This is a genomic window from Streptomyces sp. NPDC004284, assembly GCF_042874035.1.
Lineage (GTDB): Bacteria > Actinomycetota > Actinomycetes > Streptomycetales > Streptomycetaceae > Streptomyces.
In genome coordinates this window covers 528,826-545,881 of sequence record NZ_JBIAMJ010000002.1, presented here as the reverse complement: position 1 = coordinate 545,881, position 17,056 = coordinate 528,826, and the positions used below count along the sequence as shown (strand labels likewise).

Sequence of the window (17,056 nt, the reverse complement as noted above, 5' to 3'; positions counted from 1 at the left end):
CGTGAGCTGTTGCGTTCATCAGACCGCGGATGTTTTGCGCCATCCATCCGGACAGGTTGCTATAGCGGATTACATGTCGTCCAGACACCGCGGTAGGAGTGTTTGGCTGACTGGTCATCACCTGACGGGGGATTTCACGTCATGGCTGTCACGGTGCCGGACTGGGCGGAGACGCTGCTCGACTTGATGGGGGTGAACTGGCCCAACGTCGACGAGGGCGCCTACCGGGAGATGGCGGACGCGCTGCGGGGGTTCGCGGACGATCTCGCCGACGACGGTCGGCTCGCCAACAACCACATGGAGCGTCTGCTGTCGTCGGGTCACGGCGAGGCGATGGACGCGCTCGACGAACAGTGGACCAAGGGCAAGGGCAAACACCTGAAGGACAAGGGCATGGTCTCCGCGGCCCGTACGATCGCGGACGCGCTCGACATGGCGGCGGGCGCGATCGAACTCATGAAGGGGAAGGCGCTCGTCGAGCTGGGGGGGCTGGCCGGCCGGACCGGTCTCGCCATGGCGCTGATCCCGGTGACCGGTGGCCTGTCCGCGCTGCTCGGTGCCGGAGCGATCGCCTTCGCGAAGAAGCAGGTGCTGAAGCTCATCACGCAGGCGATGGAGGAGGCCGTCGACCACATCGTCTCGGTGATGACCGAGCCGGTCGTGGCAGCCCTCGAGAACATGGCGGCGGACCTGGTCGTCCAGGTGAGCAGGGACGCGCTGGGCGTCCAGAACGGCGTGGACCTCGACCAGACGAGACAGGCCGGCAAGGACGGCTTCGACGACGGGGGCAGGGCGCCGAGGAGGGGTTGAACCTCGCCTCCGCCGGAGGTGGGGGCGGCGGCGGTCGATCCGGGGGCAAGGGCTTCCACATCGAGCACGACGAGCACGGGCGTCCCTACGAGATGCGCGCGGTGATCACACGGAACATGCTCGACGAGGGCACGCACGCCCGGAACTCGATCATCCCTCCCGGGTACCAGTCGGGTAAGGGACAGGCCCGCGGGCACATGCTGGCGCGGCAGCTCGGCGGGGCCGGCGACATCGACGACAACCTGTTCACGATCTCTCAGAACCCGACGAACACGCCGGAGATGAGCGTGTTCGAGCAACGGGTGTACGACGCTGTCTACGACCACGACGTCGTCCACTACAACGTGTACCTGGAATACGCGGACGACGATCCCGATTCGCCTCCTGCGGTCATCCAGGTCGAGGCGTTCGGCACGAAGAAGGACCGCCACGGAAACCTTCTGTTCGACGAGGGGACCTTCTTCGACGACCCCGCCCACCTTGAGCCCCGCCCCAGACGCCGCCCCCGACCACCGAGGGAACCGATGATCTCTCTCGCCGCGCTGACCGCGCTGTGCCCGCCTCCTGCCGTCGTTCCCCCTGCTCCCGACTGGCCGCGGGTCGAAGACACGCTGGGCATGGGCCTGCCCCAGGACTACAAGGAGCTCATCACCACGTACGGACCGGGCCGGTTCTGTGGGTTCATCACCCTCTACCAGCCGCATGCCCCCAGCGAATGGGCCGATCTGACCGGCCCCATGCCGGCGCGTCTGCGGGGGCAGATCGAGGAGGTCCGGCAGGCCGCCCGGCACCCCTGGCAACTGCCGCACTCCCCGGAGGACCTCTTCGCCGTGGGAGTCACCGGCAACGGGGACTACCTCTTCTGGGTCACTCGGCCTGTCGGTACCCCGGACGAGTGGACCGTCGCCGTCAACGAAGCCCTGCGCGCGCCCTGGTTCACCTACAACGGTTCCTTGACCGAATTCCTCGTCAGCGTTCTCAGCGGGACCACAAGCGTCCCCATGTTCCCCAAAGATCTCCTCGACCTCGCTCCCGCCTTCACCCCGTCGCCCCTCGAAAGCGGCTCACCGGCCGCAGTCGCCCGGACGCCGGCCAGCACACGGGTCATCCGCGACTGGGCCAGCGCCAAGGGATACGACCTGCCCGAACGCGGACGCATCCCCATCGAAATCATCGAGGCATGGAAGCAAGAGAATCCCAACTGACACATGTCAGCCACGAGGAGGAAAGCCCAGGTCAGCGCACCCTCCCCCGCGCCTTCAACTGGGTCGCCGGGACCTCCGGGGCGTCCAGACGGTCCCCGTCGTACCCCTTGACCTCGCCGAAGCGGTCGCCCGTCATCCACTGCTCGCGCGCGACGCGGATCTCCTCGTCCGTGCGGCCCACGAAGTTCCACCACATGACGATCTCCTCCTCGAAGGGTTCGCCGCCGAGGAGCATCAGGCCCGCGTCGGAGAGGGCGCGGAGGGGGAGTCCGGTGCGGCCGCAGCCGAGGTAGAGCATGGAGCCGGGGAGGACGGGGACGCCGTCGACGTGGGCTTCGCCGGACATGGCGAGGACCGCGTACTCGAAGTCGGGGTCCAGGGGCAGGTCCGTCTCGGTGCCGGCGGTGAGGGAGAGGTCGGCGCCGACGAGGGGGGTGTAGGTGGTGCCCGGGGAGGAGGCGCCGTCGAGGGTGCCGAGGATCACCGTGGCGGTGAGGCCGGGCGCGGTGACCCGGGGGAGTTCGGCGTGGTGCTGGAAGTGCGGTTCCACGTGGCGGTGGGCGTCGGGGAGGGCGACCCAGAGCTGTGCGCCGTGGAGGAAGCGGGCGTGCGGCCGGGGACTCTCCTCCGAGTGGGAGATCGCCCGGCCGGAGGTCATGAGGCCCAGTTCGCGCGGGCGGATCGTCTGCAGGCTGCCGGTGGAGTCGCGGTGCAGCACCTCGCCCTCGTGGAGCCAGCTGACGGTCTGCAGTCCCATGTGCGGGTGCGGCGGGACCTGCATGCCGGGTTCGTCGGCGATGTCGTCGGGGCCGTAGTGGTCGACGAAGGCCCAGGCTCCGACCATGCGCCGGCCCAGGTTCGGGAGCAGCCTGCGGACCTCGGTCGACTCGCCGAGCTGGACGCGGCGGGGGCTGAGGAGCTCCCGCACCGGTTCGGCGACGACGAAGCCGCGGCCGCCGCACACGGTCAGCGCGGCCTGGCGATCGAGATTGCTCATGGTGCCCCATCCATCCTTGGTGGAATGTTCAACTGACCTGCGGTGTTGACCTGGTCGACCACCCCACAGGGTGACAGATCCGGAGCTCCGGAAAGGGAGAGCAAGTGAGCGACACGTACTACGAGTTCGGAACGGCCGGAGAGCGGTGGGACCGAGCGCAGCTGTTCTTCGAAGCCAAGGAGTACGGAACGGCCATCCGCATCCTGAACGGCCTCGTCGCCGAGCACCCGGAGCAGACGGCCCAGCGGCTCCTCCTCGCCCGGGCCTACTACCACTCCGCGCAGCTCTCCCGCGCCGAGACCGAGCTGCGCGCGATCCTGGAGCGCGACCCGGTCGAGCACTACGCCCGGCTGATGCTCGGGCGCACCCTGGAGCGCCAGGGCCGCCCGGACGAGGCCGCGCCGCACCTGCGGATGGCCGCCGCCATGACGGGCGAGACCCTGTCCTGACGCGCGACTGATACCCCCGCACGGTATATTCGCGGCCAGGAGGTCCTGGCTGTGCGTACACACCGAGCGGAACGCGGTGGGCGAGCAGGAGGTGCCGTGGCGCACCTCCTGCTCGTCGTCGTGCTCGCGCTCGGGGTGTTCCTGATGCACGCGGTGGGCCACCCCGAGGGCTCCGGCGGCGGCATGGACGCCGCTCCCGCCTCGCACCACAGCGCCCCGGCGCAGGCCGCCGCCGCCCCGCACCACGGCGACAGCTCCGACGCCCGGCACGAGCCGGGGACGGGGATGGACATGACCACCCTCTGCGTGGCCGTCCTCTGCGTCTGGCTGCTCGCGGCGCTCATCCGGGCCGCGCTCGCGCGCCGCCCCGACTGGCTCGCCGTCCTCCTCGCGCGGCTCACGCCCGCGCTCGGCCCGCACGCCCCGCCGCGCCGGCCCCCCGACCTCGCCCAGCTGTCCGTCCTGCGGATCTAGGCCGTACGCCACCGCGGGCGCGTCTCGCGCTGCCCGTGAACGTTTCGGCCTGCCCTTTTCCGTACGCGTACTCCGTACGTACGAACAGCACACGAGGTGTCACCCCCATGCGTGCCTTCACCCACCGCACCGCCCGTAAGTTCGCCCTCGCCGGAGCCGTCACCGCGGCCGGGCTCCTGCTCGCCGCCTGCGGCACGGAGGACGGCATGAGCGGGATGGACCACGGCGGCACGTCCGCTTCCGCGTCCGTCACCGTCTCCCCCTCCGCCACCGCGGCCGGTGGCGAGGCCGGCGCGCCCGGCGCCTTCAACGACGCGGACGTCATGTTCGCGCAGATGATGATCCCCCACCACCAGCAGGCCCTGGAGATGGCGAAGCTCGCCGACGGCCGGGCCGAGGACCCCGAGGTCAAGAAGCTGGTCGCCGCGATCGAGCAGGCCCAGGACCCGGAGATCCGGAAGATGAGGGCCTGGCTGAAGGGCTGGGGCAAGCCCGAGTCGCCCGCGATGAACCACGGCGGCATGGCCGGGATGATGTCCGAGCAGGACATGAAGGACCTGGCCGCCACCAAGGGCGAGGACTTCGACCGCAAGTTCGCGGAGCTGATGATCGCCCACCACGACGGCGCCGTCGCCATGGCGAAGGACGAGCAGCGGAGCGGCGGCAACGCCACGGCCAAGAAGCTCGCCGACGACGTCGTGCGGACCCAGTCCGCCGAGGTCGCCCAGCTGAAGAAGATCCTCGACCGGCTCTGATCCGGCCCGGCTCCCGGGCGGCCCGTCCCTTCCCGGACGGGCCGCCCCGCCGCCGCGCCCCCGCCCGTCCCGTACCTCCGTGCCCCACCCTGGCGAAAGAACCATGAAGACGTACTTCTCCGGCCGCCCGGCCACCACCCTCGGCGCCGTCCTCACCGCCGCGGCCCTCGCGCTGACCCTGACCGCCTGCTCCTCCGGGGACCCGGCCCCCGCCGACGGCTCCGGATCGGCCCTCAGCCACATCCACGGCCTCGGACTGCGCGGCGACACCCTCTACGTCGCCACCCATCAGGGCATCCACAGCCCGGACGCCGACGGCCGGCCCAGGCTCGTCGGCGACCGGCGCGACGACTTCATGGGGTTCACGGTCACCGCGAAGGGGGACTTCCTCGCCAGCGGGCACCCGGCGCCCGGCACCGACGGGCCCGCCGACCTCGGGCTCATCGCGTCGACGGACTCCGGCCGCACCTGGCGGGAGAAGTCCCTCGCGGGGGAGGTCGACTTCCACGCCCTCGACACCGGGTCCGACGCCACCGTCTACGGCTACGACAGCGCCAGGGGCGTGCTGCGGGTCAGCGCCGACGGCGTCGCCTGGGACGAGCGCGCCGAGCTGCGCGCCCTCGACATCGCCGTCTCCCCCACCGCCCCCGGCACCGTCCTCGCCACCACCGAGACCGGCGTGGTGCGGTCCACGGACGGCGGCCGGACCTTCGCGCCCGCCTCCGAGCGGGTCCTCGCGTACGTCTCCTGGGCCGCCCCCGACGCCCTCTACGGCATCGATCCCGACGGCGTCCTCTTCCGCGGGACGGACGGGGGCGCCTCCTGGACGCGGGTCGCCTCCGTGCCGGGCGGCGCCCCGCAGGCGCTCACCGCCGTGGACGTCCGCAGGCTGCTCGTCGCCACCCAGGACGGGGTGTACGAGTCGCGTGACGCGGGCCGCCGCTTCGAGCGGCGCATGGCGGTGGAGTCCGGCAACGGCGGTCACTGAGGGGCCGGGTCACCCGCGCGGTCCACGACCACCTCGCCGCCCACCACGACCGTCTCCGCCACCGTGCCCGGGATCTCCTCGGGGGCGATCCGGAGGATGTCGCGGGAGAGGACGACGAAGTCGGCCAGCTTGCCCACCGTCAGCGAGCCCCGCTCGTGCTCCAGGAAGTTGGCGTGGGCCGAGCCCATCGTGTAGCCCTCGACGGCGGTCGCGACGTCGATCGTCTCGCCCGCCGTCCAGGCCTCGCCGCCGCCGGGCGGGCGGCGGGTGACGGCGGCGTGGATGCCGACCATGGGGTCCATCTCGGCGACGTTCCAGTCGCTGGAGAGGGCGAGGACCGCGCCGGCCGCGTGCAGGCTGCGCAGCGGCCAGGCCTTGTGCCAGCGCTCGGGGCCGACGTTCTCGGCCCAGTCCTGGCCGGGTCCGGCGATGTCGGGGGCGGCGTGCCGGGGCTGCATGCAGGCGACGACGCCGAGCGCGGCGAAGCGCGGGGTGTCGGCCGGGTCGAGGCACTCGACGTGGACGACCTGGTGGCGGGCGTCGCGCGGCCCGTTGACCGCGCGGGCCCGCTCGACGGCGTCGAGGACCGTGCGGATGCCCCGGTCGCCGGTGGCGTGGACGAAGCACTGGAAGCCGCGCGCGTCGAGCCGGGTGAGCAGCTCGGCGAACTCCTCGGGCGGGTAGAAGGTGTCGCCGCGGTGGTGGGAGCAGCCGGCGTACGGCTCCAGGAGGGCGGCCGTGCGGGGTTCCACGACGTCGTCGATGTACAGCTTGAGCGGGCCGACCCGCAGCCGGTCGTCGGCGTACGCGCCGGCCGCCGCCTCGAAGGCGTCCAGGTCCGCGTCGGTGGTGCCGCGCGGGTGGAAGAGGGCGGCGACGATGCGGGAGCGCAGCCGGCCCTCGTCGCGGGCGCGCTCGAAGAGGGCGAGGTCGTCGAGGGAGTTCTGCGGTTCGACGACGGTGGTGATGCCGTAGCCGATGGCGTCGTCCAGGCTCTTGGCGAGCCGTCCGTACTGCCGGTCGGGCGAGGCCCAGGGGAGGCCGAGCTCGCGCAGGGCGCGGTGGCCGTCGCGGGAGAGGCCCTTGACGGCGAAGTCCTTGACGAATCCGGTGGGTTCGCCGCTGGCGGGGTCGGTGACGGCCCGCCCGAAGGGCAGCTCGGTGTGGTCGCGGTCGACGCCGAGCGCCCGGAGGGCGGCGGTGTTGAGCCAGGCGGTGTGGACGTCGTAGCTGAGGACGAAGGCGGGGGTGTCCCCGGTGGCCGGGTCGAGGTCGGCGGCGGTGGGCATCCGCCCGTCGGGGATCGCGGAGTAGTCGAAGGCCTCGGCCTCGATCCAGCGGGCGTCCGGGTGGGCCTCGTGCCAGGTGCGGACGCGTGCGTGGATCGCGTCGAGGGTGCGGGCCCCGGCGAGCTGGACGCAGGCGTCGTCGGAGCCGAGGCGGACGTGGTTGTGGGCGTCGACGAAGCCGGGCAGGACGAGCCGCCCGCCGGCTTCGAGGACGCGGGTGCCGGGACCCGTCCAGCCGGCCGCTTCGGCGTCGGAGCCGATCCAGACGATGCGGCCGTCGCGGACGGCGAGCGCCTGGGCCTCGGGGAGTGCCGGGTCGACGGTGTGGATGCGGGCCCCGGTGAGGACGAGGTCGGCGGGGGCGGTGCGGTTCATGGGGTGGGGCTCCGTGTCGTACGAGGGGAGTTACGGGAGGGGTTACGGGACGGGGACGGGGGCGACGGTGCGGCGGGCGAGGAGCACGTACACCAGGGCGGAGACGACCGAGCCGAGGAGCGTGAGGTCCGCGCCGCCGAGCGGGGCGACGAGGGGGCCGGTCCACAGCTCGGAGTCGCAGGTGAGCGCGGAGAAGAGGAGGCCGGCGAGGAGTGCGGTCATCCCGGCCGGGTGCCAGCCGGAGCGGTACCAGTAGGCGCCGCCGGTGTCCGCGTGCAGTCCTGCGGAGTCGTAGGTGCAGCGGCGGAGCACCATGTCGGCGAGGAAGACCCCGCCCCAGGGGGCGAAGACGATGATCAGGAGGGAGAGGAAGGAGAGCAGGGAGGTGGTGAAGTCGGTGAGGAAGAGGGCGCCGAGGGAGCCGACGGCGGTGACGGCCGCGCTGATGACGATGGCGCGGGCGCGGCTCCAGGGGATGCCGAGGACCTGGAGGTTCAGGCTCGACGAGTAGAGCGTGATGATCGAGTTGGTGACGGAGCCGCCGAGGACCAGGGCGAGGAAGAGGGGCTGGAACCAGCCGGGGAGGAGGCTCTCGGTGCCCGCGACGGCGTCGGTCATGTCGGTCTGGGTCGCGGCGGCCACCCCGGCGACGCCGAGGGCGACGGAGGAGACGAAACCGCCGAGGGCGCCGCTCCAGGTGACCGCCTTCAGGCTGGTGGTGCGGGGCAGGTAGCGGGTGTAGTCGGCGGGCATGGGGAGGTACGAGAAGGGGCCCGCGAGCATGACGACGAAGGCGAGGCTCCAGCCGGAGGCGCCGGGCGCGGCGGCGGGGGCGGAGGTGTCGGCGCCGGGCAGGACGAGGACGAGCAGGGCGGCGAAGCCGGCGGCGAGGACGTACGCCATCCAGCGTTCGGCGAACTGGACGGTGGCGTGGCCCCAGAGGGCGACGGCGAAGGTCAGCGCGAGGGTGACGGCGAGCGCGAGGGCGCGGGCGGTGGGTCCGCCGTTCCAGCCGAGGTCGGGGAAGAAGGCTTCGAGGGCGAGGGTGCCCACCACGGTGTTGACGATGGTGTAGCCGATGCTGACGATCCAGTTCAGCAGGCCGGCGGGCCAGTTGCCGCGCCGGCCGAAGGCCGCGCGGGAGATGACGAGGGTCGCGGTGCCGGTGCGCACGCCGCTGAGTCCGGCCGCGCCGATGGCGAGGAACGAGAGGCCGCCGAGCACGACGACGGCGGTGGCCTGCCAGAAGGAGAGCCCGAAGGCGACGGCGAGGGCGCCGTTGATGACGTAGGTGAAGGTGAGGTTCGAGCCGAACCAGAGCCAGAAGACGTCCTTGGCTCCGCCGTGCCGCTCGGCGTCGGGGATGGGGTCGATCCCGTGCTCCTCGACCTGGAAGACCTCGTCGGTCGCCGTCCGGCCCGTGGTGGTCACGGGCGCCGTCTCGTGTTCGAGCACATCGCACTCCTGTCGTGGATCGATCTTGAATGCCGTTCTAAGTCTTAGAACGGCATTCAAGATGTGCGATGGGTTCAGGCCACGTCAAGACCTCGGCAGGTTGCGGTTAAGGTCGGTTCCGGACACAGCGGAACGCACAGGGACACGGAACGGGGACGGCGGCGGTGGCAGGCGCGGCACGACGGCGGGACGGACACGTCACCCAGGAACGGATGCTGGAGGAGGCCATGGCGGCGATCGCCGAGGACGGCCTCGCCTCCCTCACCATGTCGGCGCTCGCCGAGCGGCTCGGCACGAGCGGCGGCCACATCCTGTACTACTTCGGCAGCAAGGACCTGCTGCTGCTCGCCGCCCTCCGGTGGAGCGAGGCCGCGCTCGCCGAGGAGCGGCGCGCGCTGCTCGCCCGCCGGATCACGGCCGAGCGCAAGCTCGACCTCTTCCTGCGGCTCTACCTCCCGCGCGGCCCGCGCGATCCGCGCTGGACCCTGTGGATCGAGCTCTGGGCCCGCACCCCCGGCAACGCCGCGCTCCGCGAGGCACAGGCCGAACTGGACGCGGGCTGGCAGGAGGACCTGGAGACCCTGCTCGCGGCGGGCGCGGCACGCCGGCGTTTCGCCCCGCTGGACGCCGGCGCCCGCGCCTCCGAACTCCTTGCCCTGCTCGACGGGTTGAGCACCAGGGTGGTCCTGGGCCAGGAACCGGGCCGGGACCCCCGGCCCGCCCTGGAGGCCGCACGCTCGGCAGCGCGCGCCATGATCCCCCTCGACACCGAGAGGAGCGAAGGGAAATGACGGGGCGTCAGCCCCGGTAGGCCTCGAGCAGGCGCAGCCACGCCTCGCTCAGCGTCGGGTACGCGGGGACTGCGTGCCACAGGCGGGCGATCGGCACCTCGCCCGCGACCGCGACCGTCGCCGAGTGGAGGAGCTCCCCGATGCCGGGCCCGACGAAGGCGGCGCCGAGGACCACCTCCCGGTCGAGGTCGACGACCATCCGGGCGTGCCCCCGGTACCCCTGGGCGTACAGACCGGCTCCGGCGACGGCCCGCATGTCGAGGTCCACGGCCCGGACCCGGTACCCGGCCCGCTCCGCCTCGGCGAGGCTGAGCCCGACGGCCGCCGCCTCGGGGTCGCTGAACACGACCTGCGGCACGGCGGCGTGGTCGGCGGTGGCCGTGTGCGCGCCCCACCGCCCGGTGTCCAGGGACGCGTCGCCGCCCTGCGCGCGGGCGGCGATCGCCGCGCCCGCGATCCGGGCCTGGTACTTGCCCTGGTGGGTCATCAGGGCGCGGTGGTTGACGTCCCCGACGGCGTAGAGCCAGTCGCTTCCGGTGACCCGGAGGCTGTCGTCGACGTCGAGCCAGGAGCCCGGCGTCAGGCCGACCGTCCCCAGGCCGATGTCCTCGGTGCGCGGCTTCCGTCCCGTCGCGAAGAGCACCTCGTCGCCCTCGACGTGGTCGCCGCCCTCCAGGACCACGGTGACCGGGCCGGTGCCCCCGTCGCGCACCACCGCGCTCACCGCCACGCCGGTCCGGACGTCCGCGCCGCGCGAGGCGAGCGCGGCGGCCACGTGTTCCCCGAGGAACGGTTCCATGCGCGGCAGCAGCCCCCCGCCCCGTACGAGCAGGGTCACCTTCGCGCCGAGGGCCTGCCAGGCGGTGGCCATCTCCACGCCCACCACTCCCCCGCCGACCACGACGAGCCGCTCGGGGACCCGGTCGGAGCTGGTCGCCTCACGGCTGGTCCAGGGATGCGCCGCGGGCAGTCCCGGCAGCTCCGGGAGGAGCGGGCGGGTGCCGGTGCAGACGGCGACCGCGTGCCGGGCGGTGAGCACGTGGCGCTCGCCCTCGGGGCTCGTGACCTCGACCCGGCGCGGCCCCTGGAGCCGGCCGTGCCCCCGGAAGGCCCGTACGCCGATCGAGTCCAGCCAGTCGATCTGGCCGTCGTCCTTCCAGTGGCCGACGACCCTGTCCCGGTGGGCGAAGACCTCCATCGCGTCCAGCGGGCCGTAGACCGACTCGCGCAGGCCGGCGACCTTCCGCGCGTCCGAGCGGGCGATCGCGGGGCGGAGCAGTGCCTTGCTGGGCATGCACGCCCAGTACGAGCACTCGCCGCCGATCAGCTCGCTCTCGACGATCGCCGCGGTGAGGCCGCCCGCCCGCACCCGGTCGACGACGTTCTCTCCGACCGGGCCCGCGCCGATCACCACCACGTCGTAGGCGTGCTCGTCTTCCACCGTTCGTGTCATGGGTCCCAGTCTGGTGGCCGCGGTGCGGAATAGCGCGGCTCGATACGCCGTTGTGCCGGGCGAGTCCCCAGGGGAACGTGAGGACCACGCCAGGACCCGAAAGGCAGGCAGCATGAGCACCGTAGAGCTCACCAAGGACAACTTCGACGAGATCGTGGGCGGAGGGGACTTCGTTCTGATCGACTTCTGGGCTTCCTGGTGCGGTCCCTGCCGTCAGTTCGGCCCGGTCTTCGAGGCGGCCTCCGAGCGCCACCAGGACCTCGTCTTCGCCAAGGTGGACACCGAGGCGCAGCAGGAGCTGGCGGCGGCGTTCGAGATCCGCTCGATCCCGACCCTGATGATCGTCCGGGACAACGTGGCCGTGTTCGCGCAGCCCGGAGCGCTGCCGGAGGCCGCCCTCGAGGACGTCATCGGGCAGGCGCGCAAGCTGGACATGGACGAGGTGCGCAAGTCCATCGCGGAGGCGCAGGCGAAGTGACCCGCGGCGAGGGGGGTACGGGAGAGCCTCCCGTACCCCCCTCGCGTCATGTCCGTACGCCTGGGGCCTAGCGCTCCAGGACCAGCGCGATGCCCTGGCCGACGCCGATGCACAGCGCCGCGAGGCCCGTGCCGGAGCCGGCCGCCGCGAGCTGGTGCGCCACCGAGCCGGCCAGCCGGGCACCGGACGCGCCCAGCGGGTGCCCCAGGGCGACCGCCCCGCCCCGCGGGTTCACGATCTCGGGGTCCAGTTCCGGCCATTCCGCGAGGCAGCCGAGCGCCTGGGCCGCGAAGGCCTCGTTGAGCTCGAAGGTCGTCAGGTCGGCGAAGGAACGCCCGGCCTTCCCCAGGGCCCGGCGGACCGCCTCGACCGGGCCGAGGCCGAAGAGCTGCGGCTCGATCCCGGTGACCGCGGAGGTACGGATCCGGGCGAGGGGCTCGCGGCCGGTCTCGCGCAGTCCGTCCTCGTCGACGAGGAGCAGGGCGGCGGCGCCGTCGTTGAGCGGCGAGGAGTTGCCCGGGGTGACGGTGCCGCCCTCGGCGCGGAAGGCGGGCTTGAGCTTGGCGAGGGCCTCCATCGACGTGGAGTCGCGGATGCACTCGTCGCGGGTGAGCTCCACCCCGGGGTACGGGACGACCTCGTCGTCGTAGAGCCCCTTCGCCCAGGCCTCGGCCGCCTTGCGGTGGCTGGCGAGGGCGAAGGCGTCCTGCTGCTCGCGGGTCAGGCCGTGCTTGTCGGCGACGAGCTCGGCGCCCTCGCCGAGCGCGACCGTCCACTCGGCGGGCATCTTCGGGTTCGTCATGCGCCAGCCGAGGGTCGTGGAGTGGAGCTGCTGGTGGCCGGCGGGGAAGGCCCGCTCGGGCTTCTGCAGGACCCAGGGGGCACGGGACATCGACTCGACGCCGCCCGCGATCGCCACGGAGGCGTCGCCGAGGGCGATGGCGCGGGCCGCCTGGACGACGGCTTCGAGGCCGGAGCCGCAGAGGCGGTTGACGGTGACGCCGGGGACGCTGACGGGCAGCCCGGCGAGCAGGACGGCCATCCGCGCGACGTCGCGGTTGTCCTCGCCCGCGCCGTTGGCGTCGCCGAAGTAGACGTCGTCCACGCGCGCGGGGTCGAGCGCCGGCGAGCGGTCGACGAGCGCGCGGACGACATGGGCCGCGAGGTCGTCGGGACGGACGGAGGCGAGGGCGCCCCCGAACTTCCCGATCGGGGTGCGGACGGCGTCGACGATGTAGACGTCGCGGATGCTCATCGGTTCTCTCCCACGTGACCTGCGGAACGACTCTGTTCGCCTGGTGAAGCAATCTTCGCCCCATCGGGCGCGCAGAGTCTCTGCCGGACGGCCCGCCGTGTCAACGGGCCCCTTCGGGACACCGGGGAGGGAGGGGGATCAGTGGGTCGCCGCGGGGCGGACGAGGGCCGTGAGGCCGTAGTCGAGTTCGCGGCCGTCGACGAGCAGCGCCTCGACCGTGAGCGTCCCGAGGTCGATGTCGGCACGGATCCCGTGTCCCTCGTAGATCGGGTAGCCCGTCTCGCCGTGCCGCCCGGTGGCCTCGACGACGGCCGTGCGGACCGCGCTGTCCACGACCGAGGCGCCGCCCCGGTCCTCGACGTGCTCGGGCACCAGCAGGATCTCGAACCGCTTCGGAACTGTGCTCATGCACCGAAGCTAAGCGCTCGACCGAAGCCCCGCCCGCCCGAACCCGACCCCCGGCCGGACTCCCGCCGGACCACGGCCCCGGCCGCCGTCACCGCTCCCCGGACCCCCACCCGGCAGCGGTCCCGCCGATCAGCCGGACTCCCGCCGGACGACGACCCCGGCCACTGCCACCGCTCCCCGGACCCCCGCCCGGCAGCGGTCCCGCCGATCAGCCGGACTGCCGCCGGACGACGACCCCGGCCTATCCCGCCGCCCGGCCGGGCTCCCGCCGGACGGCACCCCGGCCGTCGTCACCGCTCAGCCGGCCCGCCGGGCGGCACTCCGGCCGTTCCCGCCGTTCAGCTGGACTCCCGTCGGACGACCCGCGAGTCGAGCAGGTCGCGGGAGAGGGGCACGGTGTCCGGTTCCCGTACGGCGCGGTCGACCAGCTCCGCCAGCTCGTGGCCGGGCACCATGTCGATCCGTACGGTGCTGAGGCGGGGCCGGAGGAGCCGGCCGAGGAGCAGGTCGTCGGCGCCGATCACGGCGGTCTGCTCGGGGACGGAGATCCCGACGTCCTGGAGCGCCCGCATCAGGAGCATCGCGTACTCGTCGTTGTACGCGAAGACGCCGTCGAGCCCCAGCTCGCGCCACCGCGCGGCGAGCGCCTCCGCCGACTCCTCCTCGTACCGCAGCGGCAGGGGTACGACGGTGGCGCCGGTGCCCTCGGCGGCGCGGCGCGCCCCGTCGAGGCGGGGGCCGGAGAACAGGCTGAGGCCCGGCTCCTCGGGCACGACGACGCCGATCCGACGCCGGCCGGTCTCCACGAGGTGCCGGGTGGCGACCTCGCCGACCCGCCCCTGGTCCATGACGAGGGCGTGGGCGCCCTCCACGCGCTGGGTGCCGAGGGTGATCACGGCCCGGGCCCCGGACCGCTTGAGGATCTCGACGCCCGGCCCGGTGAGCTCGACCTCGCCGACGGAGACCACGGCCACCGGCCGCAGCTCGGCCCAGGCACGGGCGGCCTCCTCGGGCTCCAGGCCGACGCTGCCGTACTGCACGACCGTGTAGTCGAGGCGGCGCAGCGCCCACTGGAAGTCGTTGAAGAACTGGCTGTACAGCGGCCCGACCGCGACGTGGGGGGTCGGGAGCAGCACCATGCGGCTGTGGCCCGCGCGCAGGCTGCGGGCCGCGGCGTGCGGCACGTAGCCCAGCTCCTCGGCGGCCTCGCGCACCCGCTGCCGGGTCGGCTCGCTGATGCGGACGGCCGCGGTGTTGTTCAGGACGTACGAGACGGTGGCCCGGGACACGCCCGCGAGGCGCGCGACATCGGCGCTGGTCGGGACCGCGCGCCCGGAGGGGCGTTCGGGGGACTGTTCGGTTGGCTGGCTCATCGATCCGGCATCTTTCCAGACCAATCCGGCCCCGGGTCTGGCGGATGGCCGGAAATGAGTGCTACACAATGTTCACACGTGTCAGTGACACGTGTAACCATATCGTTCAATCCGCTCCTCGCCCCCGCATCGGGCGATCTCCTCAGGAGGGCAAAGTGGCCCTTTCCTCCCCCGGGACCGGCTCCGACACGGGCGCCCCCGACTCCGCCACCGCCACCGGCTCCCCCGCGCCCCCCCGGCCGACGCGCGGCCTGCTGCCCCTGCTGCTCGCCGGGAACACCGCGATGTACGCCCTGTACATCGGCGTCCCCGGCATGCTCCTCGCGCTCCAGATCGAGGACATCGACCCCGCCGACAAGGTGGCGAACTTCGGCCTCGTCTCCGGCATATCCGCGATCTTCGCCACGGTCTTCAACCCGGTCGCGGGCGCCCTCTCCGACCGCTCGGGCCGCCGCAACCCGTGGATCCTCGCCGGCGGCCTGCTCGCCCTCCCCGTGATGCTGCTCCTCGGCAGCGTGCACACGATCCTGCTCGTCACCATCGCCTGGTGTCTGGGCCAGGCCGTCATGAACATCTACCAGGCGGCCATCACCTCCGTGGTCCCCGACCGGATCCCCATGGCCTCGCGCGGCAAGGCCTCGGCCGCCGTCGGACTCGGCCTCCCCATCGGCTCCACGATCGGCGCCCTCGTCGGCGCGGCCTTCTCCGAGCACTACCGCACCGGCTACCTCGTCTTCGGCGCGATCGTCGCCGCCACCGCCGTGCTGTTCACCACCTGCGCCCGCGAGGAGCGCATGCCCCCGAAGGCGCCGCTGCCGGTCAAGGAGCAGATCGCGGCCTTCGGCAGCGCCCTCAGGAACCACGACTTCCGCTGGGCCTTCATCGGCCGCGCCCTGCTCATCCTCGGCTACTTCGCGGTGGCCGGGTTCCAGCTGTACATCCTCAAGGACCACACCGACCTGCCCGCCGGGCTGAGCCCCGAGGAGGCCGTGGCGATCCTCATGCCGGTCAACTCGGTCGCCATGGTGGTCTCCACCGTCCTCGGCGGCTGGCTCTCGGACCGCTTCGCCCGCCGCAAGCTCTTCGTCGGCGCCTCCGCCGTCCTCGCCGCCGTCGCGCTGGTCATCCCGGCCGTCTCCAGCAGCTGGGCCGCGATGCTGGCCTTCTCCGTCGTCAACGGCCTCGGCTTCGGCTGCTACATGGCCGTCGACACCGCCCTGGTGACCATGGTGCTGCCCAAGGCCGAGGACGCGGCCCGGGACATGGGCGTCCTCAACGTCGCCAACGCCGGCCCGCAGATCGTCGCCCCCTTCGTGGCCTCGCTCATCGTCTCGCTGAGTGGCGGATACACGGCGCTCTTCCTGATCGCGGCCGTACTGTCGGTACTCGGCGCGCTGGCCGTGCGCCCCATCCGCAGCGTGCGCTGACCCCGTCGGCACCCGCCGAGCACCGAGCACCGAGCACCGAGCACCGAGCACCGAAGGAAAGGTGGCGCCATGCGACTGCACACCACCACATGGGGATCCGGTGACCGGACCGCCCTGCTCGTCCACGGCATCATGGCCGACCACCGCACCTGGCGCCGGGTCGGGCCGGCGCTCGCGGAGCGCGGCTACCGGGTGATCGCCGTGGACCTGCGGGGACACGGGGCGAGCGGCCGGGCCGCGGGCCCGGAGGCGTACCGCCCGGAGGACCACGCCGACGACCTCGTCGAGACCCTCCCCGCCGGCGCGGAGCTGGCGATCGGCCACTCGCTCGGCGGGCTCGTCCTCGCGCAGGCGGTGGAGCGCCTCGCGCCGGCCAGGGCGGTGTACTCCGACCCGGCCTGGCACCTGTCGGCCGGCCCCTGCGGCTACCGGGCCGAGCTCTTCGTCCGGGGCAAGTCGATGACCCGGGAGCAGATCAGGGGCTTCAACCCGCACTGGCCGGAGGAGGACGTCGACATCGAGATGGCCTCGGTACGGGACTGGGACGAGCGGACGGCCCACGGCCTCACGCCGTTCGTGGGCGCCGACCTGTGGCCGGCCCGGCCCGTGGTGCCCTCCCTCGTCACCCTCGCCGATCCGAGCGTGCTGGTCCGGCCGGAGCACGCCGGGATGCTCGCCGACCGCGGATTCGAACTCCGTACGGTGGAGGGAGCGGGGCACACGATCCACCGGGACGACTTCGACGGGTTCATCTCCGCCCTGGAGGGCTGGATCTGACGTACCGTTCAGCCATGGACGACGAGTCGATGGACAGCTCGATGGTGGGACTGCTCGGCCGGGTGACCGGCACCGTCGGCCCCGGCCTCGTCGGCGAGGTGATCGTCCGGATCCGCGGTGGTGCCGAGCACTTCCTCGCGCATCCCGCCTCGCCGAAGGAGCGGATCGAGGTCGGAACGGTCGTGATGGTCATGGAACATCTCCCTCCACGCACCGTCTATGTCACAGCCGCGTACGACAGTTGACCGAACCGTTGAGTGTGCGCCCGTCACGGGCGCACACTCCCTTCACCGGGTC

At 72.7% G+C, this 17,056-nt stretch carries 17 protein-coding genes and 1 pseudogene; 11 read left to right on the top strand and 7 right to left on the bottom strand.

The genetic code is table 11. The features are described from left to right. Positions 1-141: 141 nt before the first annotated feature. Both ACFYUS_RS07615 and ACFYUS_RS07610 read left to right on the top strand, forming a co-directional pair. Positions 142-1,313 (top strand): annotated as a pseudogene (locus ACFYUS_RS07615) (DNA/RNA non-specific endonuclease); the annotation flags it as partial. Positions 1,314-1,334: 21 nt separating this feature from the next. Next, positions 1,335-2,015, top strand: a complete 681-nt coding sequence (locus ACFYUS_RS07610) for a histone-like nucleoid-structuring protein Lsr2 (protein WP_388847758.1) — start codon at positions 1,335-1,337, stop codon at positions 2,013-2,015. Positions 2,016-2,046: 31 nt separating this feature from the next. On the opposite strand, the gene ACFYUS_RS07605 is transcribed toward ACFYUS_RS07610, so the two are convergent. Next, positions 2,047-3,012 (bottom strand): pirin family protein, encoded by a 966-nt coding sequence (locus ACFYUS_RS07605; protein WP_388846953.1) that lies wholly within the window; start codon positions 3,010-3,012, stop codon positions 2,047-2,049. A gap of 104 nt (positions 3,013-3,116) precedes the next feature. Between ACFYUS_RS07605 and ACFYUS_RS07600 the strand changes: the two genes are divergently transcribed. The 4 genes from ACFYUS_RS07600 (at position 3,117) to ACFYUS_RS07585 (ending at position 5,678) form a co-directional block, all read left to right on the top strand. Then, on the top strand, positions 3,117-3,461 hold the full coding sequence (locus ACFYUS_RS07600; RefSeq protein WP_388846951.1) for a tetratricopeptide repeat protein: 345 nt from the start codon (positions 3,117-3,119) through the stop codon (positions 3,459-3,461). 96 nt (positions 3,462-3,557) lie between these two features. After that, a complete protein-coding gene (locus tag ACFYUS_RS07595; RefSeq protein WP_388846949.1) occupies positions 3,558-3,935 on the top strand; it encodes a DUF6153 family protein in 378 nt (125 codons plus the stop codon). A 107-nt stretch (positions 3,936-4,042) separates the two neighbouring features. Further along, on the top strand, positions 4,043-4,690 hold the full coding sequence (locus tag ACFYUS_RS07590) for a DUF305 domain-containing protein (RefSeq protein WP_388846947.1): 648 nt from the start codon (positions 4,043-4,045) through the stop codon (positions 4,688-4,690). Between the two features lie 103 nt (positions 4,691-4,793). Beyond that, positions 4,794-5,678, top strand: coding sequence for a F510_1955 family glycosylhydrolase (locus ACFYUS_RS07585; protein WP_388846945.1), 885 nt, complete (start codon positions 4,794-4,796; stop codon positions 5,676-5,678). Here the strand turns inward: ACFYUS_RS07585 and ACFYUS_RS07580 are convergent. After that, a complete protein-coding gene (locus ACFYUS_RS07580; RefSeq protein WP_388846943.1) occupies positions 5,672-7,342 on the bottom strand; it encodes an amidohydrolase in 1,671 nt (556 codons plus the stop codon). The two genes, ACFYUS_RS07585 and ACFYUS_RS07580, sit on opposite strands and share 7 nt — an antisense overlap. Positions 7,343-7,384: 42 nt before the next feature. Next, entirely contained in the window at positions 7,385-8,797 is a 1,413-nt protein-coding gene (locus tag ACFYUS_RS07575) for a purine-cytosine permease family protein (protein WP_388846941.1), read from the bottom strand. A 164-nt stretch (positions 8,798-8,961) separates the two neighbouring features. Here ACFYUS_RS07575 and ACFYUS_RS07570 point away from each other — a divergent pair, with 164 nt between their 5' ends. Next, positions 8,962-9,588, top strand: a complete 627-nt coding sequence (locus tag ACFYUS_RS07570; protein WP_388846939.1) for a TetR/AcrR family transcriptional regulator — start codon at positions 8,962-8,964, stop codon at positions 9,586-9,588. A 7-nt stretch (positions 9,589-9,595) separates the two neighbouring features. Here the strand turns inward: ACFYUS_RS07570 and ACFYUS_RS07565 are convergent, their stop codons facing one another. Next, positions 9,596-11,041, bottom strand: a complete 1,446-nt coding sequence (locus ACFYUS_RS07565) for a dihydrolipoyl dehydrogenase family protein (protein ID WP_388846937.1) — start codon at positions 11,039-11,041, stop codon at positions 9,596-9,598. A 112-nt stretch (positions 11,042-11,153) separates the two neighbouring features. Between ACFYUS_RS07565 and trxA the strand changes: the two genes are divergently transcribed. Then, the gene (gene trxA / locus ACFYUS_RS07560; protein ID WP_388846935.1) at positions 11,154-11,519 is read left to right on the top strand and encodes a thioredoxin; all 366 of its coding nucleotides are present in this window, start codon (positions 11,154-11,156) and stop codon (positions 11,517-11,519) included. A 67-nt stretch (positions 11,520-11,586) separates the two neighbouring features. On the opposite strand, the gene ACFYUS_RS07555 is transcribed toward trxA, so the two are convergent. The 3 genes from ACFYUS_RS07555 to ACFYUS_RS07545 form a co-directional block, all read right to left on the bottom strand. Continuing rightward, positions 11,587-12,774, bottom strand: coding sequence for a thiolase family protein (locus tag ACFYUS_RS07555; protein WP_388846933.1), 1,188 nt, complete (start codon positions 12,772-12,774; stop codon positions 11,587-11,589). A 138-nt stretch (positions 12,775-12,912) separates the two neighbouring features. After that, on the bottom strand, positions 12,913-13,182 hold the full coding sequence (locus tag ACFYUS_RS07550; RefSeq protein WP_388846931.1) for a hypothetical protein: 270 nt from the start codon (positions 13,180-13,182) through the stop codon (positions 12,913-12,915). 338 nt (positions 13,183-13,520) lie between these two features. Continuing rightward, complete coding sequence (locus tag ACFYUS_RS07545) at positions 13,521-14,555, bottom strand: LacI family DNA-binding transcriptional regulator (protein ID WP_388846929.1); 1,035 nt, start codon at positions 14,553-14,555, stop codon at positions 13,521-13,523. Between the two features lie 155 nt (positions 14,556-14,710). On the opposite strand from ACFYUS_RS07545, the gene ACFYUS_RS07540 reads away from it, so the two are divergent. The 3 genes from ACFYUS_RS07540 (at position 14,711) to ACFYUS_RS07530 (ending at position 17,004) form a co-directional block, all read left to right on the top strand. Continuing rightward, positions 14,711-15,982 (top strand): MFS transporter, encoded by a 1,272-nt coding sequence (locus ACFYUS_RS07540; RefSeq protein WP_388846927.1) that lies wholly within the window; start codon positions 14,711-14,713, stop codon positions 15,980-15,982. 69 nt (positions 15,983-16,051) lie between these two features. Then, entirely contained in the window at positions 16,052-16,759 is a 708-nt protein-coding gene (locus ACFYUS_RS07535) for an alpha/beta fold hydrolase (RefSeq protein ID WP_388846924.1), read from the top strand. A gap of 14 nt (positions 16,760-16,773) precedes the next feature. Further along, the gene (locus tag ACFYUS_RS07530) at positions 16,774-17,004 is read left to right on the top strand and encodes a hypothetical protein (RefSeq protein ID WP_388846922.1); all 231 of its coding nucleotides are present in this window, start codon (positions 16,774-16,776) and stop codon (positions 17,002-17,004) included. Positions 17,005-17,056 lie beyond the last annotated feature (52 nt).